The organism is Saccharopolyspora sp. NPDC002376 (assembly GCF_053593195.1).
Window position 1 is genome coordinate 74,869 of the sequence record NZ_JBSFBZ010000012.1, and the last position, 16,909, is coordinate 91,777.

14 protein-coding genes are annotated in these 16,909 nt (G+C 68.8%); 9 read left to right on the forward strand and 5 right to left on the reverse strand.

Annotated features, from left to right (window positions below):
* The first annotated feature begins 116 nt into the window (after positions 1–116).
* Positions 117–1,397: an ATP-dependent Clp protease ATP-binding subunit ClpX gene (clpX, locus tag ACWCO2_RS11350; RefSeq protein WP_450127614.1), complete on the forward strand. Its 1,281-nt coding sequence runs from the start codon at positions 117–119 to the stop codon at positions 1,395–1,397.
* A gap of 203 nt (positions 1,398–1,600) precedes the next feature.
* Positions 1,601–2,233 carry an RBBP9/YdeN family alpha/beta hydrolase gene (locus ACWCO2_RS11355; RefSeq protein WP_450127615.1) on the forward strand — a complete coding sequence of 211 codons (633 nt, stop codon included), beginning with the start codon at positions 1,601–1,603 and terminating at the stop codon, positions 2,231–2,233.
* Between the two features lie 61 nt (positions 2,234–2,294).
* On the opposite strand, the gene ACWCO2_RS11360 is transcribed toward ACWCO2_RS11355, so the two are convergent.
* Positions 2,295–3,173, reverse strand: a complete 879-nt coding sequence (locus ACWCO2_RS11360; RefSeq protein WP_450127616.1) for an alpha/beta hydrolase — start codon at positions 3,171–3,173, stop codon at positions 2,295–2,297.
* A gap of 58 nt (positions 3,174–3,231) precedes the next feature.
* Entirely contained in the window at positions 3,232–4,071 is an 840-nt protein-coding gene (gene fdhD, locus ACWCO2_RS11365) for a formate dehydrogenase accessory sulfurtransferase FdhD (RefSeq protein WP_450127617.1), read from the reverse strand.
* Positions 4,072–4,179: 108 nt separating this feature from the next.
* Between fdhD and ACWCO2_RS11370 the strand changes: the two genes are divergently transcribed.
* The 3 genes from ACWCO2_RS11370 (at position 4,180) to ACWCO2_RS11380 (ending at position 6,080) form a co-directional block, all read left to right on the forward strand.
* Positions 4,180–5,508, forward strand: coding sequence for an OFA family MFS transporter (locus ACWCO2_RS11370; protein ID WP_450127618.1), 1,329 nt, complete (start codon positions 4,180–4,182; stop codon positions 5,506–5,508).
* The gene (locus ACWCO2_RS11375) at positions 5,505–5,612 is read left to right on the forward strand and encodes an MFS transporter small subunit (protein WP_450127619.1); all 108 of its coding nucleotides are present in this window, start codon (positions 5,505–5,507) and stop codon (positions 5,610–5,612) included. Before ACWCO2_RS11370 ends, ACWCO2_RS11375 begins: the two co-directional genes overlap by 4 nt.
* 177 nt (positions 5,613–5,789) lie before the next feature.
* Positions 5,790–6,080 (forward strand): hypothetical protein, encoded by a 291-nt coding sequence (locus ACWCO2_RS11380; protein ID WP_450127620.1) that lies wholly within the window; start codon positions 5,790–5,792, stop codon positions 6,078–6,080.
* A 19-nt stretch (positions 6,081–6,099) separates the two neighbouring features.
* Here the strand turns inward: ACWCO2_RS11380 and ACWCO2_RS11385 are convergent, their stop codons facing one another.
* Positions 6,100–8,394 carry an FdhF/YdeP family oxidoreductase gene (locus ACWCO2_RS11385; protein ID WP_450127621.1) on the reverse strand — a complete coding sequence of 765 codons (2,295 nt, stop codon included), beginning with the start codon at positions 8,392–8,394 and terminating at the stop codon, positions 6,100–6,102.
* 126 nt (positions 8,395–8,520) lie between these two features.
* Here ACWCO2_RS11385 and ACWCO2_RS11390 point away from each other — a divergent pair, with 126 nt between their 5' ends.
* On the forward strand, positions 8,521–11,154 hold the full coding sequence (locus ACWCO2_RS11390; protein WP_450127622.1) for a valine--tRNA ligase: 2,634 nt from the start codon (positions 8,521–8,523) through the stop codon (positions 11,152–11,154).
* A 74-nt stretch (positions 11,155–11,228) separates the two neighbouring features.
* Here the strand turns inward: ACWCO2_RS11390 and ACWCO2_RS11395 are convergent, their stop codons facing one another.
* Positions 11,229–11,855 (reverse strand): methyltransferase domain-containing protein, encoded by a 627-nt coding sequence (locus ACWCO2_RS11395; RefSeq protein ID WP_450127658.1) that lies wholly within the window; start codon positions 11,853–11,855, stop codon positions 11,229–11,231.
* 124 nt (positions 11,856–11,979) lie between these two features.
* Between ACWCO2_RS11395 and folC the strand changes: the two genes are divergently transcribed.
* Together folC and ACWCO2_RS11405 are read left to right on the forward strand one after the other, a co-directional pair.
* Positions 11,980–13,347: a bifunctional tetrahydrofolate synthase/dihydrofolate synthase gene (gene folC, locus ACWCO2_RS11400; protein WP_450127623.1), complete on the forward strand. Its 1,368-nt coding sequence runs from the start codon at positions 11,980–11,982 to the stop codon at positions 13,345–13,347.
* A gap of 168 nt (positions 13,348–13,515) precedes the next feature.
* Positions 13,516–13,971, forward strand: a complete 456-nt coding sequence (locus ACWCO2_RS11405; RefSeq protein ID WP_450127659.1) for a DUF4233 domain-containing protein — start codon at positions 13,516–13,518, stop codon at positions 13,969–13,971.
* A 95-nt stretch (positions 13,972–14,066) separates the two neighbouring features.
* Here ACWCO2_RS11405 and ACWCO2_RS11410 read toward each other — a convergent pair whose 3' ends face one another.
* A complete protein-coding gene (locus ACWCO2_RS11410; RefSeq protein WP_450127624.1) occupies positions 14,067–15,167 on the reverse strand; it encodes a zinc-binding dehydrogenase in 1,101 nt (366 codons plus the stop codon).
* A gap of 153 nt (positions 15,168–15,320) precedes the next feature.
* Between ACWCO2_RS11410 and ACWCO2_RS11415 the strand changes: the two genes are divergently transcribed.
* A complete protein-coding gene (locus ACWCO2_RS11415; protein WP_450127625.1) occupies positions 15,321–16,853 on the forward strand; it encodes an alkaline phosphatase D family protein in 1,533 nt (510 codons plus the stop codon).
* The last annotated feature ends 56 nt before the right edge of the window (positions 16,854–16,909 follow it).

The window sequence follows — 16,909 nt, forward strand, 5'->3', positions numbered from 1 at the left end:
GGCCATGGCGGACACTGTGAGTCTCCCCGAACCCGGGGAACGCCAGGTACCGTCGGAAGCACATACGGTCAGGCGCGCTACCGGACGGCGCGCCGGAGGGGACGGGGTCAGCGGTCATGGCACGTATCGGTGACGGCGGCGACCTGCTGAAGTGCTCCTTCTGCGGGAAGAGCCAGAAGCAGGTGAAGAAACTCATCGCCGGCCCCGGCGTGTACATCTGCGATGAGTGCATCGATCTCTGCAACGAGATCATCGAGGAGGAGCTGGCCGAGGCCGGCGAGGTCAAGCTCGACGAGCTGCCCAAGCCCGCGGAGATCCACGAGTTCCTCGACCAGTACGTCATCGGGCAGGACCCGGCGAAGCGGAACCTGTCGGTCGCGGTCTACAACCACTACAAGCGCATCCAGGCCGGTGAGCGCCGGGAGAGCCGTGGTGAAGAGGCCGTCGAGCTGGCCAAGTCGAACATCCTGATGCTCGGCCCGACCGGGTGCGGCAAGACCTACCTCGCGCAGACGCTGGCGAAGATGCTGAACGTTCCGTTCGCGATCGCCGACGCCACCGCGCTGACCGAGGCCGGGTACGTGGGCGAGGACGTCGAGAACATCCTGCTCAAGTTGATCCAGGCGGCCGACTACGACGTCAAGCGCGCCGAGACCGGCATCATCTACATCGACGAGGTCGACAAGATCGCCCGCAAGAGCGAGAACCCGTCGATCACTCGCGACGTCTCCGGCGAGGGCGTGCAGCAGGCCCTGCTGAAGATCCTGGAGGGCACCACCGCCAGCGTGCCGCCGCAGGGCGGCCGCAAGCACCCGCACCAGGAGTTCATCCAGATCGACACCACGAACGTGCTGTTCATCGTGGCGGGCGCGTTCGCCGGGCTGGAGAAGATCGTCGAGGATCGGGTCGGCAAGCACAGCGTCGGGTTCGGTGCGGAGCTGCGCTCCAAGGCCGAGATCGACACCGCAGACCACTTCTCCGACGTGATGCCCGAGGACCTGATCAAGTACGGCTTGATCCCGGAGTTCATCGGCCGGCTGCCCACGGTGGCCAGCGTGACGAACCTGGACAAGGCGTCGCTGGTGCAGATCCTCACCGAGCCGCGCAACGCCCTGGTGAAGCAGTACAAGCGCTTGTTCGAGATGGACAACGTGGAGCTGGAGTTCACCAAGACGGCGCTGGAAGCGATCGCCGACCAGGCGATCCTGCGCGGCACGGGCGCCCGCGGTTTGCGCGCGATCCTGGAAGAGGTTCTGCTCCCGGTGATGTACGACATCCCGAGCCGGTCGGACGTCGCCAAGGTCGTGATCACCGAGCAGACGGTCCGCGAGAATGTGAATCCAACGATCGTGGCACGCCAGGCAACTCGTCGAGAGCGCCGGGAGAAGTCGGCCTGATTAGGCCCGTTTCCGTGCTTCCGGTGCGGAACTGGCTTCAGGGCCAGTGGTTTTCGAGTTCGTGATGTTGAAACACTGCAGCCCGCGACGGCTTCCCGTCGCGGGCTGTTTCGTGTTTGCCCCCGGGCGTTTCCGCTGCGGACCGCGGCGGGTTAGATGATCCTTGGGTACTGACCAGATCATCTCTCCGGGGAGCGGCTGCCATGAGCGAGATGCACGTCCTGCTGATTCACGGGATGACGGGATCCGGCCCTTGGCACTGGCAGCAGTGGCTCGCCGGTCAGCTCCGCGAACAAGACGTCGACGTGGAACTGCCCTCGTTTCCCGGCCCGGGTCGGCCGGTGCTGGAGGACTGGCTGCCGGTGCTGCGCGAGCGGCTGGAGGCAGTGCCGAAGGAAGCCGAACTCGTGGTGGCGGCCCACTCCTGCGGCGTGGCGCTGTGGCTGCACCACGCGGCGACGATCGAGGGGCGATCTCGGCGCGCGGACCGGGTGCTCCTGGTGTCCCCGCCGGCCCTGGACTGGCAGCACCCGGACGCCCAGGACATCACGCCGTACCCGACGGACTCGACAGCGCTGCGCCGCGCAGCGGGCATCACGCGGCTGGTGGTCGGCACCGGCGATCCGTACTTGTCCATGTACCAGGCCCACGGCCTCGCGGAATCCCTCCAGGTGGAGATGGACGTGATACTGGACGGCGAACACCTCGACACCGACGCCGGCTACGGACCCTGGCCGGCGATCCTGCGCTGGACCCTCTACGGCACGGTTCCCCTCAACGACCGCTTCGAAGCCGACACCTACACCGCAGAACCGACCAAGCTCCGCCTGGCGTGAATTGTCGGATTCCAGTGGCTGAGATCAAAGACAGGTGCTCAGGGGCATTTTCGGCTGCGGGTTACTTGGTGCCTGCGTTGGGAAGTTCCCCGCCGATGAAGTTCACCAGTTCGGGGAGGGCTTTTCGGTAGTAGTGGCTGTTGTGGCCACCCGGCGTGGTGGAGGCGTAGTCGGGTTCGGCCAGCCGGATGAAGCGGCGGGTGCCTTCGATGAAGCGGTCCTCGGTGCCGCACCACACGCCCAGCGGCAGATCGCCGAGCGACTTGATGTGGCGCAGCGGGTCGATCGCCGCCCACTCCGCCTCGTTGGCGAACGCCTTGCGCTTGCGCATCTCCGGCCAGCTGGTGATCAGCGCCGGGGACACCACTGCGGCCGCCGACAGCGGGTCGCCCATCTCACGCCTGCGCCGGGCGTAGAGCAGCGTGCCGAAGCCGCCCATCGAGATGCCAGCCGAGGCGAACGGTTGGTGGCGCGTTCCACCCAGGTTGCGTTCAGCCAGCCAGCGCGGCACCTCGCCGAGCAGCATCCACATCGGATCGTCGTTCGGACGCCGGTGCCAGTAGCTGTTCCCGCCGCCGTCCACCGCCAGGAACGCGAACGGCGGAATGCGGCCCGCCGCGACGGAACCCGACAGCCAGTCCGGCAGGCTGAACACGGACTTGCGCGCGTCGCCGAACCGGCCGTGCAGCATCAGGCACACCGGGAGTCCTTGGCGCGCAACGCCTTTCGGGAACATCAGGACGAAGTCGATGAAGCAGTTCCGAGCGTGGGAGTAGAGCCGCTCCACGGACACGTTCGACTGGGTGGACATCGCCACCGGAGTCTCGGGCGGAGTGGATCCCATCCGGCCGCCCAGGCCCAGACCGAGAGCGGCGGCGCCGGTGATCCCGGCGGCCAGAACACTGCGGCGCGGTAGCGGGGGGCCCTGCGAATCACGCATGCATCCCTCCCGTGGCGGTCGTGCTCCCCATCGTGCCAACGCCGGGCGCGCTCCGCCGCTAGTCGGTGATGGCGTTGGTCACGATGCGCCCGGCCCCGGTGTAGACGTTCATGGACTGTCCGCGCAGGAACCCGATCAAGGTCATGCCCTGTTCATCGGCGAGCTCTGCGGCCAGGGACGACGGCGCGGAGACCGCGGCGAGCACCGGCACGCCCGCCATCGCGGCCTTCTGCACCAGCTCGAACGACGCGCGCCCGGACACCATCAGCACGCACCCGGACAGCGGCACGCGCTGCGCCAGCAACGCCCAGCCGAGCACCTTGTCGACGGCGTTGTGCCGCCCCACGTCCTCCCGCACCGCGAGCAGCTTGCCGTCACCGGTGAACAGGCCGGCCGCGTGCAGGCCGCCGGTCGTGTCGAAGACGCGCTGGGCGGTGCGCAGCTGGCCGGGGAGGCCGAGGAGGGTGTCCGCGGTCACGGTGAGCGGGTCGGCGGCGGGGGAGTGGCGGGTGCTCAGCCGGACCGAGTCGAGCGCGGCCTTGCCGCACACGCCGCACGACGAGGTGGTGTAGAAGTTGCGGGTCACCGACGAGTCGGGCGGCTGCACGCCGGGGGCGAGCGCGATGTCCAGCACGTTGTAGGTGTTGCGCCCGTCCGGTCCGGGGCTGTCGCAGTAGCGCGCGGTGGACAGCTGCTCGCGGTCGTGGATGACGCCTTCGGTCAGCAGGAACCCGTGCGCGAGCTCGACGTCGTGACCGGGCGTGCGCATGGTCACCGAGAGCGGGCTGCCGTCGACGCGGATCTCCAGCGGCTCTTCGGCAGCGAGCGTGTCCGGTCTGCTCCTGGTGCCATCGGCGGCGATCTTCAGCACCGGTCGGCGCACTGTGACGCGTCCCATCAGTCCCTCACTCACACGTTCGCTCGGCGGAAGTCAACTCTCGATCGAACCGCCGCTCCACAAGTATCCTCAGCCCGCCGTGATCAACTGCACGTGGCCGGAGGCCTGATGGTCGCAGATCTGCTCTCTCCCACTCGCATCGTCGCGCCCGCCGACTGGAACCGCTGGCTGGTGCCGCCCGCCGCGCTGGCGGTGCACCTGGCCATCGGGCAGGTCTACGCCTGGAGCGTCTTCAAACCGCCGCTGGAGGACGCGCTCGACCTGAACGGCACCCTGAGCGCGCTGCCGTTCCAGCTGGGGATCGTGATGCTCGGGTTGTCCGCCGCGCTGGGCGGGACGATGGTGGAGCGCCGCGGGCCGAGGTGGGCGATGGCGGTGGCCACCACCTGCTTCTCGCTGGGGTTCCTGATCTCGTCGGCGGGCGTCGCGCTCGGCCAGTACTGGCTGGTGGTGCTCGGCTACGGGTTCGTCGGCGGCATCGGGCTCGGCATCGGCTACATCTCCCCGGTGTCGACCCTGATCAAGTGGTTCCCGGACCGGCCGGGCATGGCCACCGGGATCGCGATCATGGGCTTCGGCGGCGGCGCGCTGATCGCCTCGCCGTGGTCGACGCAGATGCTGGAGTCCTTCGGCAGCGGGCAGTCCGGCATCGCGCTGACCTTCCTGATCCACGGCGTGGTCTACGCGGTGTTCATGTCGCTGGGCGTGCTGCTGATCCGGACACCGCCGAAGGACTGGAACCCGGGATCGACCGCGCGACCGGTGTCGAAGCCGATGATCACCACCGCGAACGTGACGGCCCGCAACGCGGTGCGCACCCCGCAGTTCTGGCTGCTGTGGGTGGTCCTGTGCTGCAACGTCACCGCGGGCATCGGCATCCTGGAGAAGGCGGCGCCGATGATCAGCGGCTTCTTCGCGCACAGCTCGACGCCGGTGGTGACCGGCGCGGCGGCCGGATTCGTCGCGCTGCTGTCGCTGACCAACATGGCGGGCCGGTTCATCTGGTCGTCCACATCGGACATCGTGGGGCGCAAGAACATCTACCGCGTCTACCTGGGCGGCGGTGTGCTGCTGTACCTGGGAATCCTGTTGGCGGGCTCATCCGGGGTCCCGGTGTTCGTGCTGTGCGCGATGCTGATCCTGTCCTTCTACGGCGGCGGTTTCGCGACCATCCCGGCCTACCTGAAGGACCTGTTCGGCACCGCGCAGGTCGGCGCGATCCACGGTCGACTGCTCACCGCGTGGTCGGCGGCCGGTGTGCTGGGACCGCTGATCGTCAACGCCATCGCCGACGCCCGCGAAGCGGCCGGTGCGACGGGACCGGACCTGTACACGACCTCGCTGGTGATCATGATCGGCCTGCTGGTGGTCGGCTTCGCGGCCAACGAACTGGTCCGCCCGGTCAACCCGAAGTTCCACGAACCGGAGGCCCGATGAACCGCCGAGCAGTCCTGACGGTGTCCTGGGCCTGGGTGGGCCTGCCCTTCGCCTACGGCGTGTACGAGCTGGTCCAGAAGGTCACCCAACTCTTCACCGGCTGATCGCGACGGCCACCTCAATCCACCATGAGGCGGCGGCGGACGTGGTCGGGGAAGACCGCGGCCGGCAGATCGCCCCATCAGGTAAAGGATTTGTAGGACCTTAATAAGGTGGGGGTAAAAGGAAACCGGTTCGGCGCTGGATGCGCGGGAGAGCATGTGGCAATGGAGGAAGTCCGAATGCCTGCGGACCCCGTGACGACGCCGGGCAACCTCCCGTTGTGCTGCACGGCTCATGGGAAGCCCGCGGTGCGGCAGGTCGACTTCGCGTTGCAGTCCCGTGTTCGGGTGGAAGGCAACCGGTTGCTGAGTTCGAACCCGCTCGGCGGGTTCTTCTCGGCTCTCGTTTCGGCGGTCCCCTTCGTCGCGGGTTCGCTGGCACGGATCACCCGAGCTCGGACCTCCGACGACGGGCAGTTCGTGGTCGTCGAGGACCCGCATCCGGGTTTCGCCGCTCAGATCCGGCCCTGAGCGGCGAAACCGGGGGCCGTCAGGCCCGTTCGAGGCGAATGATGATCGCCTTGGAGACCGGGGTGTTGGACTTCTCCGCCACCGAGTTCAGCGGGACCAGCGGGTTCGCCTCCGGGTAGTAGGCCGCCGCGCAGCCGCGGGCGGTGGGGTAGGAGACGATGCGGAAGCGGTCCGCTCGGCGTTCTTCCAGGCCTTCTTCGCCCGTCCACTCGGAGATCACGTTGACCAGATCTCCTGCTGCGAAGCCGAGTTCTGCGATGTCGTCCGGGTGGACCAGGACCACTCGGCGGCCGTCTTCGACGCCTCGGTAGCGGTCGGACAGGCCGTAGATCGTGGTGTTGTACTGGTCGTGGCTGCGCAGGGTTTGCAGCAGCAGGCGTCCGGGCGGGATCTCGATGGGTTCCGGGACGTTCACCGAGAAGTTCGCCTTGCCCGTCGCGGTGGGGAAGGTGCGGCTGTCGCGCGGCGGGTGCGGCAGCACGAAGCCGTCCGGTTCGCGGACCTTGCGGTTGTAGTCGGTGCAGCCCGGCACCACGTTCGCGATGTGGTCGCGGATCACGTCGTAGTCGCGCTCGAAGGACTCCCAGCGCACTGGGTGCTGCGGGCCGAGCAGTTCGCGGGCCAGCCGGCAGATGATCGCCACCTCGGAGACCAGCTCGTCCGAGGCCGGGTCGAGCCGACCGCGCGAGCGGTGCACCACCGACATCGAGTCCTCGACGCTCACGAACTGCTCGCGGCCGGCCTGCACGTCGCGCTCGGTGCGGCCGAGCGTCGGCAGGATCAGCGCGGTGCGGCCCGGTGTCACGTGCGAGCGGTTGAGCTTGGTCGACACCTGCACCGTCAGGGCGCAGTCGCGCAGGGCCTGGATCGTGGCGTCGGTGTCCGGTGTCGCCGAGACGAAGTTGCCGCCCATCCCGACGAAAGCCTTGACCCGCCCGGATTGCATGGCGCGGATGGTGTCCACTGTGTCCAGACCGTGCTGCCGCGGTACCGGCACGCCGAACTCGGATTCCAGCGCGGCCAGGAACTCTTCCGGCATCTTCTCCCAGATGCCCATCGTGCGGTCGCCTTGCACGTTGGAGTGGCCGCGCACCGGGCACACCCCGGCGCCGGGCTTGCCGATCATTCCGCGCAGCAGCAGGAGGTTGACGATCTCGCGGATCGTCGCCACGCCCTGCTTGTGCTGGGTCAGGCCCATCGCCCAGCAGGCCACGGTGCGCTGCGAGCAGATCACCATCTCGGCGATCCGCTCGATCTGCTCCTGCTCCATCCCGGTGGCCAGCGCGGTGGCCTCCCAGTCGACCTCGGTGGCCTGCTCGGCGAACTCGTCGAAGCCGTGCGTCCAGCCGTCGATGAAGTCCTGGTCCACCGCGCCGGCCTTGAGCACCAGCGCGTTGAGCGCCTTGAACAGCGCCAGGTCGCCGCCGATGCGGATCTGCGCGAACTCGTCGGCCAGCCGGGTGCCGTCACCGACCACGCCGCGCGCGTTCTGCGGGTTCTTGAACCGCATCAGCCCGGTCTCCGGCAGCGGGTTGACCGCGATGATCCGCCCGCCGCGCTTCTTGACCTTCTCCAGCGACGACAGCATCCGCGGGTGGTTGGTGCCCGGGTTCTGGCCGACCACCAGCACCAGATCGGAGTGCTCCACATCGGACAGCGACACCGAGCCCTTGCCGATGCCGATGGTCTCGGTCAGCGCCGACCCGGACGACTCGTGGCACATGTTCGAGCAGTCCGGCAGGTTGTTCGTGCCGAAGCTGCGCACCAGCAGCTGGTAGAGGAACGCAGCCTCGTTGCTGGTGCGGCCCGAGGTGTAGAACGCCGCCTCGTCCGGCGAGTCGAGCCCGCGCAGGCCCTCGGCGATCACCTCGAACGCCTCGGACCACTCGATCGGGCGGTAATGGGTGTCACCGTCGCGCAGGATCATCGGGTGCGTGAGCCGCCCCTGCTGGCCCAGCCAGTAGTCGGTGCGCTCGGTCAGCTCGGCCACCGAGTGCCGGGCGAAGAACTCCGGCCCGACCCGACGCTTGGTGGCCTCCTCGGCGACTGCCTTCGCGCCGTTCTCGCAGAACTCGGCGATCTTGCGCTTGTCGCCCTCGTCCGCGCGCGGGTCCGGCCACGCGCAGCCCGGGCAGTCGAAACCGTCCCGCTGGTTGAGCAGCGGCAACGTGCGCGCCGTGCGGGCCACGCCCATCTGCTCCACGCTGCGTTGCAGCGAGACCAGCACTCCCTTGACCCCGGCCGCGGCATGGCCGGGGTCGCCGACCCGGAGGGCGTTTTCGTCGATGTCCTGCTCAGGGGCTCCACGCGACATGTGCCTAAGCCTGCGACATCGCGCGCGGTGAGGCAACGATCAGGGGTCCAGCTTCACAGCGGAGCCGGTCGCGGCCGGGGTGATGCCCGGAAAAACCGCTGAACAGGGCCTCGTAGAATTCGGCCTGTGACACAGACCCATGCCGCTCAGCACCGTGAACTTCCGTCGTCCTGGAATCCGGCCGACGTAGAGGCCGAGCTGTACCAGCGCTGGGTAGACGCCGAGTACTTCACCGCTGACGTCAACAGCGACAAGCCGCCGTTCTCCATCGTCATCCCGCCGCCGAACGTCACCGGCAGCCTGCACATCGGGCACGCCTACGAGCACACCCAGATCGACATCATCACCCGCCGCCGCCGGATGCAGGGCTACGAGGCGCTGTGGCTGCCGGGCATGGACCACGCCAGCATCGCGGTGCAGGCGCTGGTCGAGCGGCAGCTCCGCGACGAGGGCATCGACCACCGCGACCTCGGCCGGGAGGGCTTCCTGGACCGGGTGTGGGAGTGGAAGGGCAAGCACGGCGGCGCGATCCTGGACCAGATGAAGCGCCTCGGCGAGAGCGTCGACTGGACGCGCGAGCGCTTCACCATGGACGAGGGCCTGTCCCGCGCGGTGCAGACGATCTTCAAGAAGCTCTACGACGACGGCCTGATCTACCGGGCCGAGCGCCTGGTGAACTGGTCGCCGGAGATGCGTTCGGCGATCAGCGACATCGAGGTGGAGCACAAGGAGGTCGACGGCGAGCTCGTCTCCATGCGCTACGGCGACGGCGAGAACTCGATCGTGGTGGCCACCACCCGCGTCGAGACCATGCTCGGCGACACCGCCATCGCGGTGCACCCGGACGACAAGCGCTACCGGCACCTGGTCGGCACCGAGGTCGAGCTGCCGCTGACCGGCCGCAAGATCCGGGTCGTGGCCGACGAGCACGTCGACCCGGAGTTCGGCACCGGTGCGGTCAAGGTGACTCCGGCGCACGATCCGAACGACTTCGAGATCGGCAAGCGGCACGACCTGCCGATGCTGACGGTCATGGACGAGCAGGGCCGCATCGCCAACACCGGCACGCAGTTCGACGGCATGGACCGCTTCGAAGCGCGCGTCGCCGTTCGCGAGGCCCTGCGCGAGCAGGACCGCATCGTGGAGGAGAAGCGCCCGTACCTGCACAGCGTCGGGCACAGCTCGCGGTCGAAGGAGCCGATCGAGCCGCGGCTGTCGCTGCAGTGGTTCGTCAAGGTCGGCCCGCTGGCCAAGGCGGCAGGCGACGCGGTCCGCGACGGCCGGGTGGCCATCCACCCGCCGGAGATGTCCAAGCGCTACTTCGACTGGGTCGACAACCTGCACGACTGGGCCATCTCGCGGCAGCTGTGGTGGGGGCACCGGATCCCGATCTGGTACGGCCCCAACGGCGAGGTCGTCTGCGTCGGCCCGGACGAGGAGCCGCCGTCGGGCGAGGGCTGGCACCAGGACGAGGACGTGCTGGACACCTGGTTCTCCTCGGGCCTGTGGCCGTTCTCCACGTTGGGCTGGCCGGACGACACCCCGGACCTGCGCAAGTTCTACCCGACCAGCGTGCTGGTGACGGGCTACGACATCCTCTTCTTCTGGGTCGCCCGGATGATGATGCTGGGCCTGTACGCGATGGACGACGTCGAGCCGTTCAAGACCATCGTCCTGCACGGCATGGTCCGCGACGCGCACGGCAAGAAGATGTCGAAGTCGACCGGCAACACCGTCGACCCGATCGCGTGGATGGACGCCTACGGAACCGACGCGCTGCGCTTCACGCTGGCCCGCGGCGCCAACCCGGGCACCGACTCGCCGATCAGCGAGGAGTGGGTGGCGGCGTCCCGCAGCTTCTGCACGAAGCTGTTCAACGCCACCAAGTTCGCCATGATGAACGGCGCCAAGGTGCCGCAGCGGTTGGCCGACCGCGCCGAGCTCACCGACGCCGACCGGTGGATCCTGGACCGCGCCGACCAGCTTGTGTCCGATGTGGACGCGCTGCTGGAGGACTTCCAGTTCGCCAAGGCCACCGAAGCGCTCTACCACTTCACCTGGGACGAGTTCTGCGACTGGTACCTGGAGCTGTCCAAGGTCCAGCTGGACGCCGACGGCGACCGGGCGGAGCGGACCCGCGAGGTCCTCGGCTACGTCCTCGACGTGCTGCTGCGCCTGCTGCACCCGACGATCCCGTTCATCACCGAGACGCTGTGGACCGCGCTGACCGGCCGCGAGTCGGTGGTCATCGCGGAGTGGCCGCAGCCGTCCGGTGCGGAGGCCGACGAGGCGGCCGCCCAGCGGATCACCGCGGTGCAGAAGCTGATCACCGAGATCCGGCGGTTCCGGTCCGACCAGGGCCTCAAGCCGGGGCAGCGGGTGGCGGCCAAGCTCGGCGGCGTCGCCGAGCTCGGGCTGGCCGACCACGTGCCTGCGGTGCGGTCGCTGGCCCGGATCACCGAGCCGGCCGACGGCTTCACCTCCTCGGCGTCCATCGAGGTCGGTCTGACCGGCGGCAACGTGGCGGTGGAGCTGGACCTCTCCGGTGCGGTGGACATCGCCGCCGAGCGCAAGCGCCTGGAGAAGGACCTCGCGGCGGCGGAGAAGGAACTGACCGGCACGGACAAGAAGCTGAACAACCCGGCGTTCCTGGACAAGGCCCCGGCCGAGGTGGTCGACAAGATCAAGGCCCGTCGTGAGACGGCGCAGGCCGAGATCGACCGCATCAAGGCCCGCTTGGAGGCCCTCCCGCAGGCCTGATCACCAGATCGAGTGCTGAGTGAAGGGCACCTTTGACCGACGACTAACCCGGTCAAAGGTGCCCTTCACCTCGTTCAGGGCTTGGTCGCGGTTGTTAGGAAGATCGGCAATGCGCAGAACAGGCGCCCGGTTTCCGCCCGGCGCTGTTGGTCGGCGGTCCAGGCTTCGGCCTCGTCCGCGGTGATCGCACCGGTGCTGCGGGCCGCCTCGGCCAGGCCGACGAGCACCGGGAGGATCATCGCATCGGTGAAGACTCCGGTGTGGACTTCCACCTCGACATCGACGAATTCGTTGTCCAGCAACAGGTTCCGGTACCGGCGTGCGGCGTGCGGGCTCGGGATGGTGGCCGCGCGTGCCTGCACAGCAGCGCTGGTGGTCGTCATGTCGGCGGAGTCGATCACGATTGCCTCCCAGTCCTGGCCGGCCAGCACGATGCGACCACCGGGCGCCAGGACCCGCCGGGCCTCGGTCAACGCCAGTCCCGGATCGGGCACCGCGTGCAGGACCTTCTCCGCCCGGTATCCGCTCAGCTCGCCGTCGGCGAAGGGCAGTGCGTTCCAGCGCGCCCTCGACGAAACCGCCTCCGGCTCCGGGCACAATTTCCATTGAAATTGGACGTGCGATTTCAATGGGCATACGTAAAGTCGGGCTCCCGCAGTCCAGGCGGGCGCCGAGGTTCCGCCACCCGCACCGCCACGCAGAACGAGGTTGAAAAAACCTCAATGGAAATTGCGTAGGGGTGCGCTCGAACGGGGCTTCGGTGGGTGACGCGGGTCGAGACGTAGACTGACCTCGACATTTCGTCGTTCGCAGGGGAGTGGGCACTTGTCCGGCACCGATCCCGCCGCGCTGCAGGAGTTGCGCGCCGTGGAGGCCGAGCTCAACGAACGCTGGCCGGAGACCAAGATCGAACCGTCCTTGGGCCGGATCCAGGCGCTCACCGATCTGCTCGCCGACCCGCAGCGGAGCTACCCGGTGGTGCACATCGCCGGGACCAACGGGAAGTCGTCCACCTCGCGGATGACCGACGCCCTGCTGGCCGGTCTCGGCCTGCGCACCGGCCGCTACACCAGCCCGCACCTGCAGCTGGCCACCGAGCGGATCGGCATCGACGGCAAGCCGATCAGCCCGGAGGCCTATGTCGAGGCCTACCGCGACGTCGCGCCGTACGTGTCCATCGTGGACTCTCGCAGCGACGTGAGGATGAGCAAGTTCGAGGTGCTCACCGGGATGGCCTTCGCGGCCTTCGCCGACGCTCCGGTGGAAGCGGCGGTGGTCGAGGTCGGGTTGGGCGGCAGCTGGGACGCCACCAACGTCGCCGACGCCAAGATCGCGGTGGTCTGCCCGATCGCGCTGGACCACGCGGAGTACCTCGGTGACGACATCGCCGGGATCGCCGCGGAGAAGGCCGGGATCATCAAGCCCGGTTCGATCGCCGTGGTCGCCGCGCAGCCCGCGGCGGCGCAGCAGGTGATCATGGACCGCATCGCGGAGGTCGACGCCACGGTGGCCCGAGAGGGCCAGGAGTTCGGCGTGCTGGCCCGGACCGTCGCGGTCGGCGGGCAGATGCTGCGCCTGCAAGGCCTCGGCGGCGTCTACGACGAGATCTTCCTGCCGCTGCACGGCGAACACCAGGCGCGCAACGCCGCCCTCGCGCTCGCCGCGACCGAAGCGTTCTTCGGTGCCGGCGCTGATCGCCAGCTCGACGTGGAGCGGGTCCGCGAGGCCTTCGCCGGCGTCATCACACCCGGTCGCTTGGAGCGGGTGCGCTCTGCGCCGACCGTGCTGGTCGACGCCGCGCACAACCCGCACGGCGCCCGCGCCCTGGCCGATGCGCTCAGCTCGGAGTTCTCCTTCCGCCGCCTGGTTGCCGTGGTCGGCGTGCTCAACGACAAGGACGCGCGCGGCATCCTGGCCGAGCTGGAGCCGGTGGTCGAGGAGATCGTGCTGACCAAGACCTCCTCGCCGCGCGCGATGGACCCCGACGCGCTGGCGGCGGTGGCCAAGGACATCTTCGGCCCGGACCGCATCGTCGTCGAACCGCGGCTGGACGACGCCGTCGAGACCGCGATCCAGCTCGCCGAAGAGACCGAAGACCCCGGTGAGGCCGTGTCCGGTGGCGGTGTGGTGATCACCGGCTCGGTGGTCACCGCGGGCGAGGCCCGTGCCCTGTTCGGCAAGGAACCGGCATGAGCAGCCCTGTGGCACACAGTCCCGAGCCCCGCGCAACCGCACCTAAGGGGACCGTGATTCAACCCGGCCACAAGAAACCGCGAAACGCAAGATTGCTCCCAAACGCAACCACCAATGTGAATCGCGGAGAGGCGGAACTGTGAATCGCGGAGAGGCGGGACCGTGACCATGACCGACGAGCAGAAGCCCGAACCGGGCAAGGGGCTGCCCGAGGCGCCGCCCGGCGTGCGCGACCCGTGGAAGGGACTGCGCGGGATCATGGCCGGCACACTGGTGCTGGAGTTCATCACCTTCCTGCTCGCGCTGCCGGTGGTCTGGCGCTTCGGCGGCGGCGTGTCCGGCGCCGGGTTCGCCATCGTCGCGGTGCTGTCGGTGTTGATGCTGGTGGCGGCGTTCGTGCAGCGCCGCCCGTGGGGTCTCGCCGTGGCGCTCGTGCTGCAGGTGGCGATGATGGCGTGCTACTTCGTGCACCCGTCGGTCGGCATCATGGGCGCGATCTTCGCGGCAATCTGGGGCTACATCCTGTACCTCCGCAACGACGTCGCCCGCCGCATGCGCGAAGGCCAGCTTTACGACCAGCTCGGTCACCCGCCCGGCTACCCGCCGGAGGAGAAGACCGACTGAGAGTTCCGGTGCTCGTCTTGCGTGGCGGGTGTCAGGTCCATTTCGCGGGAGTTCGGCGGTCACCCGTCGAGTTCCCGCGAAATCGCATTCGGACCTCAGCTGATGTCGACGACGGCTCGACCGATGATCTCTCCTCGGTTGAGGGCGTCGTAGGCCTCTTGGACCTGGTCGAAGGTGTAGCGGCGGCTGATCGCGTCCTGGGGGCGGAGGAGGCCTCGGGCCACCAGGTCGAGCAGGACCGGCATGTCGCGGCGGGGCTTCGCGCCGTAGGAACCCTTGATCTGCAGCTTGCGCCGGGCCATGGTCGCCAGGTCGAACTCGCCCGTGGTGCCGCGGGCGGCTATGCCGACCACCACGACCTGCCCGCCTTCGACCACCGAGTCGCGAGCCACGTTGAACGTCGGCACCGCGCCGAGCGCCTCGAAAGCGACGTCGACCCCTCGCCCACCGGTGAGCTCGCGGATCGCGGCCGGCGCGTCCACCTCCGCCGAGTTGACCACGTGCGTCGCGCCGAGTTCGCGGGCGCTGGCCAGCTTCTCGTCGCTGATGTCGACCGCGATGATCATCGACGCGCCGAACACCGACGCCAGCTGGATCAGCGCCGAACCGACACCGCCCGCCGCGACGACCGCGACGGTGTCGCCGACGCGCAGGTCAGCGACGTGGCGCAGCGCGCCGTAGGCGGTCATGGTCGAGCAGCCCACCGAGGAGACGTCGGCCAGCTCAACGCCGTCGGGCACCTTGTACACCGAGGTCGCCGGGGTGACGCACCGCTCGGCGAGCCCGCCCTGGGAGTACATCCACACCGGGTCGCCGTCCGGCCGGAACAGCCTGGTCTCGTCGTCGTAGAGCCGTCCCTTGGCCCGGTTGAACTGGAAGAACTCCAGGCAGATCTCCTCGTTCCCAGCAGCGCACTGCGCGCACTGGCCGCACGGCATGATGAAGCTGGTGACCACCGGGTCGCCCACCGCGAGCCCGGTGACACCGGGACCGACCTCGGAGATCACGCCCGCGACCTCGTGCCCCAGCACCGCCGGGGCCGGGAACGGCAGCTCGCCCTTGAGCACGTGCAGGTCGGAGTGACAGGCGCCGCAGGAACGCACGTCGATGGCGACCTCACCGGCCTTCGGTGTCGGATCGGCGAGATCCTCGATCCGCATCGGCTGGTTGCTAGCGGTGTGCACGGCGGCGCGCATCCGGGCCCTCCTCGTCAGACCGGCCAGTCGGTTTGCAGGTGAAGCTATCGCGCCGGACCGCCGCGCACCAGGCTTGAGATTCGGTACGAACTCTTCATCTGGACGTCGATCAGCGGTGATCCACGAACCGTTTCGTCCGGATAGAACCAGCGCATGAGCTCCAATCCCGCGCTGAACCGGCGCACGCTGCTGAAGGGCGCCGCCACCGGCCTCGCCACCTCCGGTCTGCTGCTGTCCGGCGCCCCGGCCTTCGCCCGCTCCGGACGCCCCGAGCTGACCCACGGCGTGCAGCTCGGTGACCCGCGACCAGACGGTGCAGTGGTGTGGACCCGCGCCGACCGACCGTCCCGGATGTTCGTCGAGGTCTCCCAGCACGCCGATTTCCGCAACGCGCGGCGGATCCCCGGGCCGCTGCTCACCCCAGAGACCGACGGCACCGGCGAACTCCTGCTGGGCGGGCTGCCGCCGGGGCAGCGGCTGCACTACCGCGTCGTCGCCCAGGACCTGGACGGCCGGGTCGACAGCGAGCCGCTGACCGGCACCTTCCGCACCGTGCCGAGCGGTCGCCGCGACGTGCGGTTCCTGTGGTCCGGTGACGTCGTCGGGCAGGGCTGGGGCATCAACCCGGACCTCGGCGGCATGACGATCTACAACGCGATGGCCGCCCGGAACCCGGACTTCTTCCTGCACAGCGGCGACACGGTGTACGCCGACGGTCCGCTGCAGGAGTCGGTGACGCTGCCCGACGGGCGGGTATGGCGCAACATCGTGACCCCGGAGAAGTCCAAGGTCGCCGAAACGCTGGCCGAGTACCGCGGGCAGTTCGCCTACAACCTGCTCGACGAGAACTTCCGCCGCTTCACCGCGCAGGTGCCGCAGCTCGTGCAGTGGGACGACCACGAGGTCACCAACAACTGGTACCCCGGAGAGATCCTGGACCTGGACCAGTACACCGAGAAGCGCGTCGACGTGCTCGCCGAGCGGGCGTTCCAGGCGTTCCACGAGTGGCAGCCGGTCCGCCGCCAGGACGCGGTGGACGGCAGGGTGTACCGCAAGGTCTCGCACGGCCCGCTGCTCGACGTGTTCGTGCTCGACATGCGCAGCTACCGCGACCCGAACTCGCCGGGCACCAGCCCGGAACGGATCCTCGGCGAGCGCCAGGCCCGCTGGCTGGTGGAGGAGCTGGGCCGGTCGCGGGCGACCTGGAAGGTGATCGCTTCGGACATGCCGATCGGCATCGTGGTCCCCGACGGCGACGCGATCGAGGCGGTGGCCAACGGCCTGCCTGGTGTGCCCAACGGCCGCGAAGCCGAGCTGGCCTGGGTGCTGCAGGAGATCAGCCGCCGCTCGGTGCGCAACACGGTCTGGCTGACCGCAGACGTGCACTACTCGGCGGCGATCGAGTACTCCCCGGAGCGCGCCGCCTTCGAGGGCTTCGACCCGTTCTGGGAGTTCGTCTCCGGCCCGCTGCACGCCGGCGCGTTCGGCCCGAACAAGCTTGACCCGACGTTCGGTCCTGACCAGGTGTTCCTCAGCGCCCCGCCCCGTCAGGGCGCCTCACCGCTCGAGGGCTTCCAGCACTTCGGCGAGGTCAACATCGACGCCCGAACCGGCCAACTCCGAGTCGACCTCCGAGACCAAACCGGCCGCTCCCTCTGGGCCAAAACCCTCGACCCCCAACGCTGACCAGCCACGATCGGGTTATTCGGTGGAAGTGGAAGTAGGAAAAGTCGTATTCTTAC

Excerpts from the sequence above, each read along its gene's own strand:
- clpX (WP_450127614.1), top strand. The coding sequence starts at position 117 with ATGGCACGTATCGGTGACGGCGGCGACCTGCTGAAGTGCTCCTTCTGC.
- ACWCO2_RS11355 (WP_450127615.1), top strand. The coding sequence starts at position 1,601 with ATGAGCGAGATGCACGTCCTGCTGATTCACGGGATGACGGGATCCGGC.
- ACWCO2_RS11360 (WP_450127616.1), bottom strand. The coding sequence starts at position 3,173 with ATGCGTGATTCGCAGGGCCCCCCGCTACCGCGCCGCAGTGTTCTGGCC.
- fdhD (WP_450127617.1), bottom strand. The coding sequence starts at position 4,071 with ATGGGACGCGTCACAGTGCGCCGACCGGTGCTGAAGATCGCCGCCGAT.
- ACWCO2_RS11370 (WP_450127618.1), top strand. The coding sequence starts at position 4,180 with ATGGTCGCAGATCTGCTCTCTCCCACTCGCATCGTCGCGCCCGCCGAC.
- ACWCO2_RS11375 (WP_450127619.1), top strand. The coding sequence starts at position 5,505 with ATGAACCGCCGAGCAGTCCTGACGGTGTCCTGGGCCTGGGTGGGCCTG.
- ACWCO2_RS11380 (WP_450127620.1), top strand. The coding sequence starts at position 5,790 with ATGCCTGCGGACCCCGTGACGACGCCGGGCAACCTCCCGTTGTGCTGC.
- ACWCO2_RS11385 (WP_450127621.1), bottom strand. The coding sequence starts at position 8,394 with ATGTCGCGTGGAGCCCCTGAGCAGGACATCGACGAAAACGCCCTCCGG.
- ACWCO2_RS11405 (WP_450127659.1), top strand. The coding sequence starts at position 13,516 with ATGACCGACGAGCAGAAGCCCGAACCGGGCAAGGGGCTGCCCGAGGCG.
- ACWCO2_RS11410 (WP_450127624.1), bottom strand. The coding sequence starts at position 15,167 with ATGCGCGCCGCCGTGCACACCGCTAGCAACCAGCCGATGCGGATCGAG.
- ACWCO2_RS11415 (WP_450127625.1), top strand. The coding sequence starts at position 15,321 with ATGAGCTCCAATCCCGCGCTGAACCGGCGCACGCTGCTGAAGGGCGCC.